The sequence below is a fragment of the Nocardia arseniciresistens genome (genome assembly GCF_046764875.1).
Classification (GTDB): Bacteria; Actinomycetota; Actinomycetes; order Mycobacteriales; family Mycobacteriaceae; genus Nocardia; species Nocardia arseniciresistens.
Genome location: NZ_JBKORD010000027.1, coordinates 60637 through 76435, shown reverse-complemented (window position 1 = coordinate 76435; position 15799 = coordinate 60637). Strand labels below are relative to the sequence as shown.

Annotated in this window: 17 protein-coding genes; 3 read left to right on the top strand and 14 right to left on the bottom strand. The window is 63.5% G+C overall.

Features of this window, described 5'->3' with window-relative positions:
• Positions 1-16: 16 nt before the first annotated feature.
• From hypF to ACLMAJ_RS35595, 13 genes are all read right to left on the bottom strand, one after another.
• Positions 17-2344, bottom strand: coding sequence for a carbamoyltransferase HypF (gene hypF, locus ACLMAJ_RS35655; protein WP_412018308.1), 2328 nt, complete (start codon positions 2342-2344; stop codon positions 17-19).
• Positions 2341-2583, bottom strand: coding sequence for a HypC/HybG/HupF family hydrogenase formation chaperone (locus tag ACLMAJ_RS35650; protein ID WP_412018307.1), 243 nt, complete (start codon positions 2581-2583; stop codon positions 2341-2343). Before ACLMAJ_RS35650 ends, hypF begins: the two co-directional genes overlap by 4 nt.
• Positions 2584-2587: 4 nt before the next feature.
• Entirely contained in the window at positions 2588-3064 is a 477-nt protein-coding gene (locus ACLMAJ_RS35645) for a hydrogenase maturation protease (RefSeq protein ID WP_412018306.1), read from the bottom strand.
• 1 nt (position 3065) lies between these two features.
• Positions 3066-3185, bottom strand: coding sequence for a DUF6893 family small protein (locus ACLMAJ_RS35640; RefSeq protein WP_412018305.1), 120 nt, complete (start codon positions 3183-3185; stop codon positions 3066-3068).
• Between the two features lie 17 nt (positions 3186-3202).
• The gene (locus ACLMAJ_RS35635; RefSeq protein ID WP_412018332.1) at positions 3203-4522 is read right to left on the bottom strand and encodes a hypothetical protein; all 1320 of its coding nucleotides are present in this window, start codon (positions 4520-4522) and stop codon (positions 3203-3205) included.
• Positions 4523-4530: 8 nt separating this feature from the next.
• On the bottom strand, positions 4531-5181 hold the full coding sequence (locus ACLMAJ_RS35630; protein ID WP_412018304.1) for a DUF6084 family protein: 651 nt from the start codon (positions 5179-5181) through the stop codon (positions 4531-4533).
• Positions 5178-5813, bottom strand: a complete 636-nt coding sequence (locus ACLMAJ_RS35625) for a DUF5947 family protein (RefSeq protein ID WP_412018303.1) — start codon at positions 5811-5813, stop codon at positions 5178-5180. Before ACLMAJ_RS35625 ends, ACLMAJ_RS35630 begins: the two co-directional genes overlap by 4 nt.
• A complete protein-coding gene (locus tag ACLMAJ_RS35620) occupies positions 5810-6745 on the bottom strand; it encodes a NifU family protein (protein WP_412018331.1) in 936 nt (311 codons plus the stop codon). Before ACLMAJ_RS35620 ends, ACLMAJ_RS35625 begins: the two co-directional genes overlap by 4 nt.
• 32 nt (positions 6746-6777) lie before the next feature.
• A complete protein-coding gene (locus ACLMAJ_RS35615) occupies positions 6778-8574 on the bottom strand; it encodes a nickel-dependent hydrogenase large subunit (RefSeq protein ID WP_412018302.1) in 1797 nt (598 codons plus the stop codon).
• An 11-nt stretch (positions 8575-8585) separates the two neighbouring features.
• Positions 8586-9641: an NADH-quinone oxidoreductase subunit B family protein gene (locus tag ACLMAJ_RS35610; RefSeq protein WP_412018301.1), complete on the bottom strand. Its 1056-nt coding sequence runs from the start codon at positions 9639-9641 to the stop codon at positions 8586-8588.
• 88 nt (positions 9642-9729) lie between these two features.
• A complete protein-coding gene (gene hypB, locus ACLMAJ_RS35605; RefSeq protein WP_412018300.1) occupies positions 9730-10566 on the bottom strand; it encodes a hydrogenase nickel incorporation protein HypB in 837 nt (278 codons plus the stop codon).
• Positions 10524-10898 (bottom strand): hydrogenase maturation nickel metallochaperone HypA, encoded by a 375-nt coding sequence (gene hypA, locus ACLMAJ_RS35600; protein ID WP_412018299.1) that lies wholly within the window; start codon positions 10896-10898, stop codon positions 10524-10526. Before hypA ends, hypB begins: the two co-directional genes overlap by 43 nt.
• 155 nt (positions 10899-11053) lie before the next feature.
• Positions 11054-11338, bottom strand: coding sequence for a serine hydrolase (locus ACLMAJ_RS35595; protein WP_412018298.1), 285 nt, complete (start codon positions 11336-11338; stop codon positions 11054-11056).
• Positions 11339-11453: 115 nt separating this feature from the next.
• Between ACLMAJ_RS35595 and ACLMAJ_RS35590 the strand changes: the two genes are divergently transcribed.
• Positions 11454-13415 carry a flavin-containing monooxygenase gene (locus ACLMAJ_RS35590; protein ID WP_412018297.1) on the top strand — a complete coding sequence of 654 codons (1962 nt, stop codon included), beginning with the start codon at positions 11454-11456 and terminating at the stop codon, positions 13413-13415.
• Between the two features lie 178 nt (positions 13416-13593).
• On the opposite strand, the gene ACLMAJ_RS35585 is transcribed toward ACLMAJ_RS35590, so the two are convergent.
• The gene (locus tag ACLMAJ_RS35585; RefSeq protein WP_412018296.1) at positions 13594-14109 is read right to left on the bottom strand and encodes a flavin reductase family protein; all 516 of its coding nucleotides are present in this window, start codon (positions 14107-14109) and stop codon (positions 13594-13596) included.
• Positions 14110-14436: 327 nt separating this feature from the next.
• On the opposite strand from ACLMAJ_RS35585, the gene ACLMAJ_RS35580 reads away from it, so the two are divergent.
• Together ACLMAJ_RS35580 and ACLMAJ_RS35575 are read left to right on the top strand one after the other, a co-directional pair.
• On the top strand, positions 14437-14925 hold the full coding sequence (locus ACLMAJ_RS35580) for a nuclear transport factor 2 family protein (RefSeq protein ID WP_412018295.1): 489 nt from the start codon (positions 14437-14439) through the stop codon (positions 14923-14925).
• Positions 14922-15788, top strand: coding sequence for an enoyl-CoA hydratase-related protein (locus ACLMAJ_RS35575; RefSeq protein WP_412018294.1), 867 nt, complete (start codon positions 14922-14924; stop codon positions 15786-15788). Before ACLMAJ_RS35580 ends, ACLMAJ_RS35575 begins: the two co-directional genes overlap by 4 nt.
• Positions 15789-15799: the final 11 nt, after the last annotated feature.

Sequence of the window (15799 nt, the reverse complement as noted above, 5' to 3'; positions counted from 1 at the left end):
TTGGCTCTCCTTTCGCTCAGCCCGCGCCCGCGGCGAGTAACTGCCCGAACGCGAGACCACCATCGTTCGGCGGTAGCCGACGATGACAGAGGACGTGGAATCCATTTTCCCGCAGTAACATTCGCGACTGCGACAACAACAAGGCGTTCTGGAAGACCCCGCCCGACAGGGCGACGGTCGTTGATTCGCTCGCACAGGCGAGCGCCAGTTCGAGGGCAAGATGTGCGACCGCCCGATGGAATCGCGCGCCGATCACCGCGGGTGCGACGCCCGCGGCGGCATCGGCCACCACCGCGGCGACGACCGGTGCCGGATCTATCGAGACCGGATCCACCTGGCGATCCAAGACGAAGCGGTAGCAGGCACCGGACGCATCGATATCGCGGGAAACGCCCTCGAGTTCGATCGCCGCCTGTGCTTCGTAGTCGGCGATATGCCGCACACCCGCCAACGACGACACGGCATCGAACAGTCGACCCATGCTCGACGTCGGCACACAACCGAGTCCGGTATCGAATTGGTGCGCAAGGACCCGCTTTTCGTCGGCAGGGCAGGCGGCAACCGACGCGATCGACGGCGACCATTCCAAGCCCGCCGCCCACAGGTGGGCCAGCGCCATCCGATACGGACGACGCACGCTCGCATCGCCGCCGGCCAGTGGCACATATTTCAGGTGCGCAAGCCGCCGGAAGCCCTTATAGCCTGCCAGCAGCACCTCACCACCCCAGACCGCACCGTCCGGACCGAACCCGGTGCCGTCGAAGGCTAGACCGACGACGGTGGCCGATTCGCCGAGGCCGTGCTCACCCATCACCGCGGCGATGTGCGCATGGTGGTGCTGGACCGTACGGACCGGCCGGTCGCCCGCATGCTGCCGCGCCCACGCGGTGGAACGGTAGAGCGGGTGCGCGTCGACCGCGAGCTGCGTCGGACGGACACCGGTGAGCTCCTCCAGGTGCTGTTCGGCATCATCGAAGGCCCGCAGGGTCGCCAGGTCGTCCATATCGCCGATGTGCTGGCTGAGCCACGCGTAGCGACCATCGGCCACCGCGCAGGTGTTCTTGAGGTCCCCGCCGACCGCCAACGTGGGTGGCACGGGGACGGGCAGTGTCAACGGCAGCGGCGCGTAGCCACGGGAGCGCCGGACCGGCATTTCGATCCCATCGACTATGCGCACCACCGAGTCGTCGCACGGTACGAGAATGCGACGGTCGTGCGACAGCCAGCCATCGGCAAGATCGGCGAGCCGTTCGCGCGCGTCGACATCGTCGTAGCAGATCGGTTCGCCACCGAGATTGCCCGAGGTCATCACCAGCGCCTCGGGACCGGAGCGGTCGCCGGGCAGACCGAAGAGCAGCACATGCAGCGGGGTGTAGGCGATCATGACACCCAGGTCCGGGTTGCGCGGCGCCACGGATTCGGCGAGTGCGCGATCGCCACGGGCCAACAACACGATTGGACGTTGCGGGCCTGTCAACAGAACAGCACCGGTCTCGTCGACCCGCACGACCGAGCGTGCGACAGTCAGGTTGGCGACCATCACGGCAAAAGGCTTGTCGCCGCGGCGCTTCCTCGTACGCAACTCGGCCACCGCGGCCTCGTCGGCGGCATCGCAGGCGAGGTGGTAGCCCCCAACACCTTTCACCGCGAGGATCCCGCCGTCGCGGAGCAATTGCCTGGCGGCGGCCACCGGATCGTCCACGTCGATGCCTCGGCTCGCCTCGTCCGTTTTCCCTTGCGGCAGTGTGCCATCCGAGCCACGGCCGCGGAAAGCGAGCGTGGGACCGCAGTCGGGGCACGCGATCGGCTGCGCGTGGAAACGCCGATCGGCCGGGTCGGCGTATTCGCGGGCACAGCACTCGCACATCGCGAAGTCGGCCATCGAGGTTCGTTCACGGTCATAGGGCAGACCGGCGATGATGGTGAATCGCGGACCACAGTTGGTGCAGTTGATGAATGGATGGCGGTAACGGCGATTATGCGGATCGCACAGCTCATCGGCGCAGTCCACGCACATGGCGACATCAGGAGAGGCCAGGGTGCGCCCGCCACCGTCGCGGGTGGTGTCGGCGATGTGGAAGCCGGTGCCGCCCTGCACCGCGATCGCGACCTCCTGCACCGATTCGACCACCGCGAGCGGCGGTGGCCGCTGCCGCACCCGGCGCGCGAACTCATCGAGATCGGCCTGCGCGCCTTCGACTTCGACGATGACGCCCGCGCTGCCGTTCGACACACTGCCCGACAACGCCAATTCGGCCGCGGTGGTGTACACGAACGGCCGGAACCCGACGCCCTGCACCACGCCGCGCACAATCAGCCGCCGCCGCGCCCGACCGCCGGTCATGGCCCGTCACCGCTGCCGAGCAGGCGCAGTCCTGCCATCGCCCGCACCGCGCCTTCTTCATCGGTCTTCTCCACGACGAAGCCCATATGAATGATCACCCAGTCACCGGGTTGCGCCGGATTATCTTCCAGCAGACCGATATTGACCTTTCGCTTCTCCCCGGAGACATCGACCAACGCAATCTGGTTGTGGTAGCCGTCGAGGATCTCGACGACGCGTCCCGGTATGCCGAGGCACATTGGTTCACACCTCCTGGTGGGTGGTCAGCAGGTCCGCAACGACCCGATCGACAGCGTCGACAGCCGCGGGCACCGCGGCGGCGACCGGCCCTGACAGGCCGATACCTTCATCGACGCACGCGACTCGGCAGCCGATGACAACGGTCGGCGGCAACCTCGCGCCCAGCGCACGCACGCTCGCGAACACGGCCTCCGGATTCATCGCGTGCGCATCGAGCTGCGCGGCGCCCGATCCGCCCGTCTCGGCGCGGAACACGACGACCTCTCCCGGTGCGCCACGATTCGGTATCGCATCGATCAGCACGAGCGCGTCCCACGAGTCCAGTAGGTCGTAGGCGAGGTGCATACCGCGAATTCCGTAGTCGACCACGCGCACCGCACTGTCGGGATGCTGCGGCAGCCGCCGCACCACCTCCGGTCCGAATCCATCGTCGCCGAGAAAGATGTTGCCTATCCCGGCGACAAGCACTCGCGCAGCCATCTCACATGTGTCGGATCTTCAGGTAGCGCCGAAGATCCGGTATCGACCGGATGCCGGTGTAGATGCCTACCACAACCACCACCCCGACGGCGACGGTCGCAATCACTCCTATCGCTTCCATGACGAACCTTCCTTTCACTATTCCGGCCTGTTGAGGGGTTCGATTTCGTCCGGCGCGAAGTACAGGTAGCGGCCGTACCATTCGTGCAAGTCGGCAGCTGGATCGTCCTCGATGACGACACCGACGTGGGCTTGACCGTCGACGTCTTCATGTACCGAGGTGACGCGGGCGAGCTTGCCGTCGAAGAACAGATCCTGAGCGTCCGCGCGCCGCGAGGGGTGCAGCCGGACCGTGCTGCCTTTGCTCACCAGCACGCCCTGCACAGATACGGCGTCGGACTCCGGCGCGACGGCATTGTCCGCCAGCGGATCCCACCAATCGACGCCGTCGGGGATCTCCGGAACCAACCGTGGTCGGTCCAGGTGGGGATCGCGCAGCACACCGTGCAGTTGTTGCATGGCCTCCGGGGTCATGCCCTCACAGCGGTCGATGATCTGTGCGGCGCGCGCGTCGGTGGCGCGGGCCTGAGCCTTCTCCTCGTCGGTCATGGTCATCACACGCAGCGTGAGGATTTCGTCGATCTCGGTGGAGTCGAACAGCGGTCCTTCACTCTGCTCGGCGATCTCCGGATGGTCGTAGAGGATGATCGGCGAGATCAGCAGCAGGCTTTCGTCACCGGGCGGGCCCGCGAGCACCGGGAAGCAGCGGTGCTGTGTGCAGCGCGCGACGGCATCGACCGCGTCCGGCGGTGGGTCCAACAGCGAGACGAATTGCGCGCCTTCGGCTTCCACGATGACGTGCACGCCGATCAATGATCGGGCGATAGCATCGTCCTTGTCCGTCGCGGCCGCGCCGACATTGCGGACTTCGATGGTCAGGCGGCGATATCCGCCGTCCTGCTCGATCGAGACGACCAGTTCCCCGTCCACCGACAGTCGCGTGCGCACCAACCGTCCCGCGGGATACCCATCGGCGTCGGTCAGCTCCTCGACCTCGACACCGCCGGGAATTCGCACCGCTTGCGTTGTGCCCGCCAACGGTACCGGGCCGACGGCGAATTCTCGCTCGACTGCCTCGTCCCAGGTGATCCACGAATCCGATCCGACGGTCAGCTCCGGTACGGCATTACCCTCGCGATCCTCGACGACGCGGTGCTGCAACTGCAGCAGTCGAACGGTCAGCGTGATCGCGGCGTCCTTGCCCGTGGTGAGCAGGCATTGTGCCGCAAGACGCGAATCCTCGCCGACACCGGCATCGCCGGCGCCCTCGGGTCCGAGCACCCCGAACTGCCAGCGCGACTGGTTCTTTCGTGAGCTCGCCCGATACGGGTAGAGCAGATAGCCCTCGTAGAGCACGGCATCGGCGACCGCGCGGGCGCGCGCCGCTCCCGCGGACACGTTGGCGCTCATGGGCTCTCCTCGGAGGAAGCGGCCAGCAATGTGGTGACCGCGTCGTCGAATCCGAGCAGGCCGTGACCGGATTTGTACGTGGCGAGCGCGTCCAGTGTTTCCCTGCTCAGACGCACCCACCCGGAGTTCGGAAAGTGCGCGGCCACCAGGTCGCGCCAGACCGAAATCGGCATATCGAACTTGTCCTCGCGATCCCACGGAATCTGCTGGATCGAGAAACCGGTCTGGCCCTTGCTGAATACGGTGCCGCTGAACAGGAATATCAACGGCACGGTGCCGCCACGCAGCGCATGCAGATACTTGGATCCGGTCACCTCGAAGTCGTAGGTGACCGGCATGGGTAGGTCGACCTCGGTGCCACCGCTGAATCCTTGAATCATGGTGGCGCAGTGCATCCAGAGAAATGACCGCTGCGTGTCCTTCCATCGTTCGCGCGGACCGAACAAATCCGCCAGGCCCGCGCTCTCCTCCTCGGTGTAGGAGCGACGGTAGGGTTCGATGCGCACCTGCGCCCGCAGCGCGATCGCATGTACCGGATCTTCTCCCAGTGCGGCGATGCCGACACGGGCGGACAGGATCGGCGCCACCGCGTACGGCTCCGGCTTCATCTCGAGAACCGCGAAGGTCGTCGAGTAGGCGGGGCTCATCGCACGCCGCCGGGCCGCGCACGGGCGGACATCGCGGTGAAGAACTCGTCCATATACCGGCGTACATCCTGGCCCCCGTCGAAACCGCGCCACAGCATTCGCATCCGGCCGACGAATTCGTAGCAGGCGTCGATCGGCAGCAACAGACAGACGGCGTCGGCGGTGCCGCGTTCGGGCACCCGAATCAGCAACGCCTCGACATCGGCCGATAGCACGTCGATCTCCGGATGCCGATCCAGCACCGAGCGCCACTGTTGCAGTGGCAGTTCCGATTCCGTCGCACCGGCGGGACCCGGGTAGAACGCGACGGTCTTGCCGAGCGCGGAATTGTGGAAGAAGAACGCAAGTCCTACCGGGATCTCCAGCCCGTCCCACTCACCCTGGCTGATTGTGAAGTCCGGAAAAGACAGGTAGCGGTCGGGCACAGCGCGATAGCGCAGCGCGGCGTTCTGATCGATGAACAGCAGATAGCAGGCGCGACAGACGCACATCAACTGCCTGCCTTCGATATTCACCACATGCTGGTGGGCGTCGGCGATCGGCTCGGCACACATTTCACAACGTTCACCTGCCCGCACCTCCGGTTTCCGGTTGGCGGTGATGCGCTGCAACACATGAAACGGTGTCGTCACCCGCGCACCCCCACCGGTACCGCCACCGACAGCTCACCGGAGCGCACCAACACGGGCAACGGTTCGAGATGCCCGTCGCCGTCCACCCGCGCGCCTGCGTGCACGACGTCGAAATGGGCCAGGCAGGTCGGACACCGCAGCACCGCGTCGCCGACGGGGAACCCGACCCGACGCTGCACTGCCGCGCCCGCGAGCGATTTCTCGCATGCCGGGCAGTGATCCCGGTAGGCGAAAAGGTCGTCACCGACCCGGCAGGCCAGGATAGATATCCCCGAGACGGCGAATCCGCCGACCTCGCCGGATTGCAGTTCAGCCAGTTCCGGCACCGCGATCCAACTACCCGAATGCGGCTCGTGTGCGTGCACCCTGGCGAACAACGAGTCGGCTGAAATCAGGCTCGACGTCGAATCCTGCTGTGCGGCAACAATTTCAATAGCCTCTACCTCTGGCGCGGCCGCGTGTATCGCATCCTCGACCGCGAGCTCCAACGTTACCGACGACGACGGGCAAGTGCGACAACTGCCCCTGAACTCGAGCCGCACGATTCCGTCCACGACACCCACCAGCTCGACGTCGCCGCCGTGCGACCCGAGATATGGCCGCACGCTGTCCAACGCGGCCAGCACCCTGGTCTGCACGTCGTGCGGATGCAGGCCGTGCACCAGCAGCAGGCTGGCGACCAGATCATCACGTGCCAGCAGGTCGACGGCGTGGCCGTCGACCAACTGCAAGACCCGAGCCAATGCCGCACCGTACAGATCGGCGACCTCGCGAACCAACTGCTCGGCGCGTTCTCGGGCCACGGCGCCGCCTGCGGAGCTCGCATCGAGCAAAGACTCGATGCGCTCGCCTGCCTCCCGCCAGCGGGCCGATTCCACCGAACCTGTTTCCTGCACCGCAGCGTCGTCCCGTTCCTCCGGGCGATCCTCCACTGTCATCTCCTGTCGCCCGGGCCCGGCCCGGCTCACTCCGCGGTCAGCGTCTGTGTCGGTGAGTGCAGCTTCTCCAGCGTCTTGCCGTCGCCCAGATACATGTGCACACCACAGGGCAGACATGGATCGAAACTGCGGACTGTGCGCATGATGTCGATGCCCTTGAAATGCTCCCGATCGTTCTCCTCGAAGATCGGTTGTCCCTGCACCGCGTCCTCATAGGGGCCCGGCGTGCCATAGCTATCGCGCGGGCTGGCGTTCCACGGCGTCGGCGGATACGGGTGGTAGTTGGCGATCTTGCCGTCCCGGATCACCATGTGATGCGAGAGCACTCCACGCACCGCCTCGGTGAAGCCACAGCCGATGCCCTCGTCGGGCACCTCGAACTTCTCCCACGTCTTGGTGCGGCCCGCACGAATTTCTGCCAATGCCTGCTCGGCGAAATGCAGTGCGCTCGCCGCCGCATAGGCCTGGAAGTAGGTGCGTGCCCGGTTGCGTTCAATGGTGTTGCTGCCGTGGGCAGGGATCTTCCATTCGAGACTCACCGGGCCCTTCAGCGCGGTCTTCGGCAGGTTGATCTGCACACTCTGCCCGGTCGACTTCACGTACCCGATGTCGACCAGTCCGGCCAGCGCCGTCGACCACAGCCGGGCCAGCGGTCCACCGCCGGTGTCCAACGCCAGGTGCTCCTTGCCGTCGAACCAGCGTGGCGACATGACCCAGCTGTACTTGTCGTCCATGTCGCGTTTTTGCGGCTTGGGATTGGTGTGCTGGTTCCACGGGTGCCTGCGATCGACCGGGTTGCCGAGCGGATCGGTCTTCACAAACATGTCCTGGTCGGTCCAGTCATCGTAATACGAACTGCCCAAAAGGATTCGGAGGCCGAGATTGATGTCGACCAGGGAGGTGGTGATCAGCTTTCCGTCCACCACGACGCCCGGGGTGACGAACATCTTGCGACCCCACTCCTCCATATCCTTGTAGGCGAAGTTGCAGACTTCCGGATCCTGGAACGATCCCCAGCAGCCGAGCAGAGTGCGGCGCAGGCCGACCTGGTCGTATCCGGGGAGCGCCTCGTAGAAGAAGTCGAACAGGTCATCGTGCATCGGCACGACCTTCTTCATGAACTCGACGTAGCGCATCAGCCGGGACATGTAGTCGGTCATCAGCTGGATCGTCGCGACCGTGCCGACACCACCGGGATACAGCGTCGACGGATGCACATGTCTGCCTTCCATCAGGCAGAACATCTCGCGGGTGTACCGGCTGACCTGCAAAGCTTCGCGGTAGAACTCGCCGGTGAACGGATTGAGTGCGCGCATGATGTCGGCGATGGTGCGATATCCGTGCTCGTTGGAATGTGGTGAGAGCGTCTTCTCCGCCATCGCGAGCACACCGGGATTGGTTTCGGCGATCATCTTTTCGCAGAAATCGACCCCGACCAGGTTCTCCTGGAAGATGTTGTGGTCGAACATGTACTCGGCGGCTTCGCCGAGGTTGACGATCCATTCGCCCAGCGCCGGCGGCTTCACCCCGTACGCCATGTTCTGGCAATAGCAGGAGCACGTCGCGTGGTTATCACCGCAGATGCCGCAGATACGGCTTGTTATGAAGTGCGCGTCACGAGGATCCTTGCCGCGCATGAAGATCGAATAACCGCGGAAGATGGACGAGGTGCTATGACACTCGACCACCTCTCGATTCTCGAAATCGATCTTGGTGTAAATGCCTAGGCTGCCGACGATTCGAGTGATCGGATCCCACGCCATTTCGACGAGACTGTCGGGGTCGATCTTTCTGTGCGACGGCTCCGGAATGATCTGTGTCATCGAACATTCTCCTACCAGGTGCGCGACGCGCCGGATTCCAGCTTTTCGCCCTTGTGCCGCCAGCGCGGCTCTTTGTCGAGAGTATGTCCAGTGATGTTCCGCAGGCTGCGGATCACCGACCCGTATAGACCAGAGGCGGTAGAGGAAAGCTTGCCGCCGGGTGGTTCATCCATGAATGGCATGAACTTGTCGGGGAATCCCGGCATGGTGCAGCCGATGCAGATGCCGCCGACATTCGGACAACCACCGACGCCGTTGATCCAGCCGCGTTTGGGTACGTTGCATTTCACGACCGGGCCCCAGCACCCCAGTTTCACAATGCATTTCGGCGATCCGTACTCGGTGGCGAAGTCACCTTGCTCGTAATAGCCCGCGCGGTCGCAGCCTTCGTGAACGGTTGCGCCGAACAGCCATTTCGGGCGCAGCGACTCGTCGAGCGGGATCATCGGCGCTTGGCCTGTCGCCATGTAGAGCAGGTAGGTGAGGGTTTCCGACAGATTGTCCGGTTGGATCGGGCAACCAGGTACGCAGACGATGGGGATATCTGCCTTACTCTTCCATTCCCAACCGAGATAATCCGGAACACCCATGGCGCCGGTCGGGTTACCCGCCATCGCATGGATGCCACCATAAGTAGCGCACGTGCCGACCGCGACAACGGCCGTCGCTTTCGGCGCCAGGCGGTCGAGCCATTCGCTCGTCGTCATCGGCTGACCGGTAGCAGGGTTATTGCCGAACCCGCACCAATAGCCCTCTTTGTGTAATTGCTCGTTCGGTATCGAACCTTCCACGACGAGAACGAACGGCTCCAGTTCACCACGATCGGCTTTGAAGAACCATTCGAGGAAGTCATCGGCGCCACCGGCTGGGCCACATTCGAAATCAATGAGTGGCCAGTGCACAGCGATCTTCGGCAAGCCAGGGAGCGCCCCGAGTGCGATCTCTTCGATGCTCGGCTGAGTGGCCGCAGTCAATGCCACCGAGTCACCGTCACAACTGAGGCCGGCGTTGATCCATAGAACGTGGATCAACGTTTCTTCGGCTCGGACTGCTTCCTGAGTTGGCACAAGCGCCACCTTCCGGAGTCCGGACACCCGATGATGTTCTCGCCCATTTTGAAGAACATCACCTGAATGTGACCCTGATCACAAGATTCTAGGCCCGCCCGACTACATGATCAAGGCCGGCCGACGCGACAGCCGCACGCTCCATCGCAAGCCAGTCGTACCAGCGGGCGATACCGTCTCCGGTCGTCACCGACATCGGAAGAATTTCGACGCCGGGGTTCACCGAATGCGCATATTCGCGGCATTTGTCCAGGTCGAAGTCCACATACGGTAATAAGTCGATCTTATTCACAATGACAAGACCCGCGGCCGCGAACATGTGCGGGTACTTGAGCGGTTTGTCGGTCCCTTCGGTCACCGAGACGACCACGACCTTGCTGCGCTCGCCGAGATCGAACAATGCTGGGCAGACCAGGTTGCCGACATTTTCGACGAACAACAGAGTGCCGGGCGCGGGTGCCAGGGTATCGAGTGCGCGGCGCATCATCTCGGCGTCGAGGTGGCAACCGGCACCGGTATTGATCTGCACCACGGCGCAGCCGGTCGCTCTTATTCGCTCGGCGTCCAGCAAGGTCTCCTGGTCACCCTCGATGACGGCGATCGGCACGTCGCCGCTCAACTCCCCGATAGTGCGCTCGAGCAACGTCGTCTTGCCCGCGCCCGGCGAACTGGTCATGTTGAACGCCACGATATTTCTTTGCTCGATCCAGTCCCGATTATGGCGAGCAAGTAGGTCGTTCTTGGCCAGGATCTTCTGCTCGAGGGTGACCGTCTCGGTCACCGGCAGGTGCACATGGTCGGCACTGTGATCATGATGGTGGTGCTCATGGCCGTGTCCATCCCCTTGATCGTGATCGTGATCGTGATCGTGCGGGACGGTGATCATGGCCGCTGTGTCGTTGCCACATCCGCAGGTTGCGCACATTCTTCGCTCACCTCCATAGACCGGATTCGCAGTTCCCGCCCAGATATCACATCGACGTCGGCACTTCCGCAATGGCACAACACGATCAGGTCGGTCAGCGTGAAGTCCGCACCACAGGACCGGCAGATCACCCGGCCCGGCACCTGCTCGATCTCCAGGTGCGCTCCTTCCGCAACCGTGCCTTCGGCGGCCAGCTCGAAACAGAACTCCATGGCATCGGGGACCACCGCGCACAGCGCGCCTACCGCAACGGTGACGCTGTGCACCTTCCTACCGGCCGCGTGCTCACACACGGCATCGATAACACTCTGGGTGATCGCCATTTCGTGCACGACTGCCTCGACTCGATGAGAGAGCGGACCGATAACGTTACTCCTGCGCGAAAGCCACCTCCAGCTGTTCACGATCTTGCGCCCATCAATGGGTGAGGGCACCGTAGACGGCCATCAGGATGGCGAGGGCTCGGGTATAGCCAGGAAACCGCAGGTTATCGAGTGATTGCCCGCCTCGGCGCCCGGCTCCCATTCCGGAGCCTGTCCGGCCGGCCGCGCGACAACCGTCGGCCAGGCGTACAGGTCCGTGACCGCGACCGGATTCCCGGCCAATAGACCGCGACCGGCGCGTTCAGATCGAGTTCGCCACGGTCGGCGAGGATGAGCGCGCACAACGCCACCATCGTCTTGGTCGTCGACCAGACGTTGACGATGGTGTCCGCCTTCCGCCTACCGCCGCAATCTACACCTGCGTTGACAACAATGACTCGGGCTGCCACGATTCCGGAGACGGCTATCAACGTCTGCGTTGATTCAGAGGCAATGCTCCGCCCGCCGCGGCGACGTTCGATGCACGAGTTCGGTCCCGCAGATCGATCCGAGAGGTACAGATAAATGCCAGACGAGAACAGCAGTCCGCTCGCCACAGACGAAGCCGGCGACGGCTACTTCAATCCGGACCGATTGACCGAGCAGGAAGTGCGGGCCGCGGTGGCCATCGCGAACGTGCCGGCATTGCTCATGGTCGTCTATCAGACGACCGGAGACCCGAAGTGGCTCGACGAGCCCTACCGCCCGACCCGCGGGAAGGGTTTGGGTGACCATGATTCCGGGGGGTTGAATACGAAATTGCAGAACGAGATACGCGAACACGCGGTAGATGCGGTCCTGTCACTTCAAGCGGGTCACCCACCCGCCATCGCGGCACCGTCGCCCGAAGACACCGTCCGGATGATGACCGTGTGCATGGGTGAAACCGTCGGCGACGAGTACGGTCCGATGCTGTCCCAGGAGCTCGCGCGTCGCGTGGCTCCCGACACCCCCGAGATCGCGCTCGAGCCAGTGCGACCGCCGCGCGGTTTCAATGTCGTGCTGATCGGTACCGGAGTAGCGGGAATCGCGGCAGCCCAGCAGCTCGAGGACATGGGCGTGGACTACATCATCGTCGAGAAGCAACCCGAGGCCGGAGGCAACTGGTTCCAGAACACCTACCCGGGTGCGGGCGTCGACACCCCCAGCCACCTCTACTCGTTCTCGTTCGCAAAGAACGACTGGCACACGCACTTCGAGATGCGGAACGACCTACAGCTCTACTTCACACAAACGATGAAGGATCTCGGTGCGAACGAGCGGGTGCGCTACGACACCGAGGTTCTCAGCGCGGACTATGACGAAACCACCAGGCGGTGGAATGTCGCTGTACGCAACGGCGCGGGCGACGAAGAAGTCCTGAACGCCAGTGTGGTCCTCAGCGCCGTGGGCGTCCTCAATCGACCCAAGCTGCCCGATGTTCCGGGAATGGACACGTTCTCGGGCGTCCAGTTCCATTCCGCCGACTGGCCCGAGGGTCTGGATCTCGAGAACAAGCGCGTCGCCGTCGTAGGAACCGGGGCCAGCTCGATGCAGATCACACCGGCCATCGCGGATCGGGTCGAGCAACTGACTGTCTTCCAGCGATCCCCACAATGGGTCGCACCGTTCGAAAAGTTCCGAGCACCGATTCCATTCGCGCTGCGCCGGCTGATGCAGTCGTGCCCCGAATATCACAGTTGGTACTGGATTCGGCTGTTCTGGCAATTCGGCGACAAGGTCATCGAGTCACTTCGGGTCGACCCCGAGTGGGAGCATCCGGAGCGCGCGGTGAACGCGCGCAACGACGCGCATCGGGAGTACTTCACGCGCTACATCACCGCACAGCTCGGGGACCGTACCGACCTGTTGGACAAGGTACTTCCGGACTATCCACCGTTCGGCAAGCGCATCCTGCTGGACAACGGTTGGTTCGCGGCCCTGCGCAAGGACCATGTGCAGTTGGTGAACGACGGAGTGGACCGGGTGACCCCCACCGGCCTTGTCAGTAGTACCGGGTCCGAATTCGACGTCGATGTCATCATTTGGGCCACCGGCTTCGAAGCCGCGCGGTTCGTGTCGTCTCTCGATGTCCGTGGAATCGACGGACGCTCGCTGCGACAGGCGTGGAACGACGACGATCCGAGGGCATACCTCGGTGTGTCCGTTCCCGACTTTCCCAACTTCTTCATGTTGGGCGGCCCGAACTCGTTCCCCGGCAGCGGCAGCTTCCTGTTCTTCATGGAGGTGCAGATGCGTTACATCCGTGGGCTTCTCACGGAGATGTTCAAGAACGACATCACCGCGATAGATGCCACTGCCGAAGCGAACGACCGCTACAACGAACTCGTCGACGCCACCCACGCCAAGACGGTGTGGACCCACCGCGGAATGTCGACCTACTACCGCAACAGCCACGGACGAGTCGTGTTCGTGATGCCCTTCCTCAACGTCGAGTACTGGCAGATGACCCAACGAGCAGATCTCGAGAACTACACCACTCGCTGAGTGACACTCGGCGACGCAACAAGAGCGGGCCGGAACCCTCGCGGTTCCCGCCCGCTCTGGTTGCCACTCCGGATGTGTTCAGCTCGACTGCCTCGTCAGCGGCTCGGACGTGCGGTGAATCGGCATCGTCCGAGACCAACCCTCGTGCCGAGCCATTTCTGCACGTCAGGCGAACGGGTCAACCGAGGGCGTCGGCTGGACCGAAGGCGCGGTAGCCGCCTTGGAAGAAGATCAAGGGATCTTCGATCGCGTCGAGCTCCAGGGCGTCGACACGGCCGATGGCGATGTAGTGATCGCCTGCTTCGTGCACGGCATCGATCCGGCAATCGATCCAGGCGAGAGCGTCTGTGATGCGAGGCAAGCCCGTCGCCGTGGGTGACCACGAAATATCGGAGAACTTGTCGGGCCCCCTTCTCGACAGCGCTCTGCACACGGCATGTTGCCGCGAGCTGAGGACATTGACGCAGAACCTGCCGTTCTCACGCACGATCGGGAACGTCGTGGAGGAGCGGTCCGGCAGAAAGGCCACCAGCGGCGGGTCGAGCGAGACCGACGTGAACGAGCCGACGGCCATCCCGACCGGCTTGCCGTTGTCGTCGAGCGAGGTGATCGCCGTGACCCCCGTCGGAAAATGGCCCAGCACGTGCCGAAAACGGCTCCGTTCGATCGTTCGTGCCGGGTCGGGGATCGTCATCGAACACACCTTCCGAGAATGTATCTGCGGCCGCCGGTAGATGAACCACCGAACCTGTGACCTACGTCGCTCCCCTGCGTCTATAGTCACACCGCGAAAGCCAATTGTCAATGCACGTGTTGATTGAATCCACATGCACGTTGATTGCATTCATGCGCACAGCCTGCGCCGAGAGCCGCTTCCGCGCGGTTGACAACGGCGGATCACCCGCTCCATTATCTACACGTACGTTGACGGAACTATCGGCCGCCGCCCTTCTGACGCCTTCGACGGCAACCGTCGACACGGGTCGAGACCGTCGATACCGAAGACCTAGGAGATACGACCATGACAACTGCCCAGGACTCGACGACGCGCGAACTATCGGAGCTGTTGTCGATCAAGAAGATCGAACGCGTCCTCTTCGACTACGCCTATTACCTCGATATGAACCTTCCCGACGATCTCGCGGCATTGTTCACGGAAGACTGCTACGTCGCCTACGGCCCGAACTTCGGCGCCGAAGGGCGCAAGGCCTATCGCGAAACCCTCGACGGGATAGGGACATTCTTCAGCGCGACCAGCCACCACGTGTCCAACGTCGTCGTCGAGTTCACCGACGACCTGCGCTCGGCCAAGGTTCGATCGGTGCTGTACGCGTGGCACCGCTACACCAAAGAGGGTAAGGCAGACGGTCACTTCTTCGGCCAGTATCACGACGAGTTCGTCTTCGACGACGCCAGCGGTTGGCGCTTCACCCGGCGCGAACTCCGCGCATCGGGCGTTGTCGATTTTCATGTCAAGAAGCAGATTCCGATCGGCCGAGCGTCGGCATGACGTCCCCGACCGAGGTGGATTTCGCCGAATCTCCAACGAGCACTTTCGAGTACGAGAACCTCCAGGTCGAGCACAGGGGTCCGATCAGTTGGATCGTGCTCGACCGCCCGACGAAGGCGAACGCGCTCTCGAACGCACTCCTCGACGACTTCAGCGACGCGCTTGCCAGGCTGGCGCACGAGGGTGGCCCGGTGATCGGAATCCGCGGGCGCGGGCGCGGCTTCTCTGCCGGTTACGACATCGACCAGGTAGGCAAGGTGGTGTCCGAGCCGGATCCGGTCGCGGATCGAGAACGACTCGCGCGCAACGTGAATCGTTTTCTGGCCATCTGGGACCACCCCAAGCCTGTCATCACCGCCGTACACGGATACTGCATTGCCGGTGCGACGCAGATGTGCGTGTTCGCCGATCTGACGTTCGTGGCCGACGACGCGAAGATCGGCGAACCGGCGATACCTCTGGGTGGGGGTTACATCGCCCCGATCTGGGCACCACTGGTCGGACCCAAACGCGCGAAAGAGATGGCCTTCGTGGTCGGCAACACCATCGACGGATCGACTGCGGTCGAGTGGGGATGGGCGAACCATGCACTCCCTGAAAAGGAGTTGTTCACGGCCGTCGAAACCTTCGCGGCCAAGATTGCCCGGACGCCGTCGGATGTCCTGCGGATCAAGAAGCTCTCGATCAACCGCTCCATGGAAGCGATGGGCGTACGTACCGCCGCGCAGAGCGGAGCGGAGATGGACGCATTGCTACACCTGTCGCCGTCGGTGCGGCAGACACGAGCGTGGATCGCCGACGTCGGCCTCAAAGCCGCAGTGGCGCACTACAAGCGCCCTGTCGGTCCGGAAGAACTGCACTAGAGAAGGAAACT

Bases quoted from the DNA above. Each gene is read 5' to 3' on its own strand.
- hypF (WP_412018308.1), bottom strand. From the start codon at position 2,344: ATGACCGGCGGTCGGGCGCGGCGGCGGCTGATTGTGCGCGGCGTGGTG.
- ACLMAJ_RS35650 (WP_412018307.1), bottom strand. From the start codon at position 2,583: ATGTGCCTCGGCATACCGGGACGCGTCGTCGAGATCCTCGACGGCTAC.
- ACLMAJ_RS35645 (WP_412018306.1), bottom strand. From the start codon at position 3,064: ATGGCTGCGCGAGTGCTTGTCGCCGGGATAGGCAACATCTTTCTCGGC.
- ACLMAJ_RS35640 (WP_412018305.1), bottom strand. From the start codon at position 3,185: ATGGAAGCGATAGGAGTGATTGCGACCGTCGCCGTCGGGGTGGTGGTT.
- ACLMAJ_RS35630 (WP_412018304.1), bottom strand. From the start codon at position 5,181: ATGAGCCCCGCCTACTCGACGACCTTCGCGGTTCTCGAGATGAAGCCG.
- ACLMAJ_RS35615 (WP_412018302.1), bottom strand. From the start codon at position 8,574: ATGACACAGATCATTCCGGAGCCGTCGCACAGAAAGATCGACCCCGAC.
- hypB (WP_412018300.1), bottom strand. From the start codon at position 10,566: ATGTGCGCAACCTGCGGATGTGGCAACGACACAGCGGCCATGATCACC.
- ACLMAJ_RS35590 (WP_412018297.1), top strand. From the start codon at position 11,454: ATGCCAGACGAGAACAGCAGTCCGCTCGCCACAGACGAAGCCGGCGAC.
- ACLMAJ_RS35585 (WP_412018296.1), bottom strand. From the start codon at position 14,109: ATGACGATCCCCGACCCGGCACGAACGATCGAACGGAGCCGTTTTCGG.
- ACLMAJ_RS35580 (WP_412018295.1), top strand. From the start codon at position 14,437: ATGACAACTGCCCAGGACTCGACGACGCGCGAACTATCGGAGCTGTTG.
- ACLMAJ_RS35575 (WP_412018294.1), top strand. From the start codon at position 14,922: ATGACGTCCCCGACCGAGGTGGATTTCGCCGAATCTCCAACGAGCACT.